Raw genomic sequence first — 561 nt, forward strand, 5'->3', positions numbered from 1 at the left:
CCGCGACATTGACCAACCCGGCACAGACCCCGGTGAGCGTCACCTTGAGCAATGGCTCGGTGATTACCATCAAGGCGGGTGAGTCGACGGGTACGGTGGTAGTCGATACTCCGGCCAATGACGTCTACGTTAATGGTTCGACCGTCAGCACCACTATTACCGGCGCAACCGGCGGCAACTTTGAAAACCTGGTGCCGAGCACCACGCCTGCGGTCACCACCATTACTGATGTGGTCGATACCACTACTGTCACGCTGACGGCCGGTTCCACCGTGACCGAAGGCGGTCAGATCACTTACACCGCGACATTGAACAACCCGGCGCAGACGCCGGTGAGCGTTACCTTGAGCAATGGCTCGGTGATTACCATCAAGGCGGGTGAGTCGACGGGTACTGTTGTTGTCGATACCCCGGCCAATGACGTCTACGTTAATGGCTCGACCGTCAGCACCACTATTACAGGCGCTACCGGCGGCAACTTTGAAAACCTGGTGCCGAGCACTACGCCTGCGGTCACCACCATTACTGATGTGGTCGATACCACCACTGTCACCCTGACGG

General features: G+C 58.3%; 1 protein-coding gene. It reads left to right on the forward strand.

The annotated features are described in order from the left end of the window. Positions 1-561, forward strand: a 561-nt coding sequence (locus BFP89_RS28975; protein ID WP_176718426.1) for an immunoglobulin-like domain-containing protein, incomplete at both ends; no start/stop codon positions are given.

Origin of the sequence: Pseudomonas sp. 31 R 17, assembly GCF_900004915.1 — a bacterium.
Lineage (GTDB): Bacteria > Pseudomonadota > Gammaproteobacteria > Pseudomonadales > Pseudomonadaceae > Aquipseudomonas > Aquipseudomonas orientalis_A.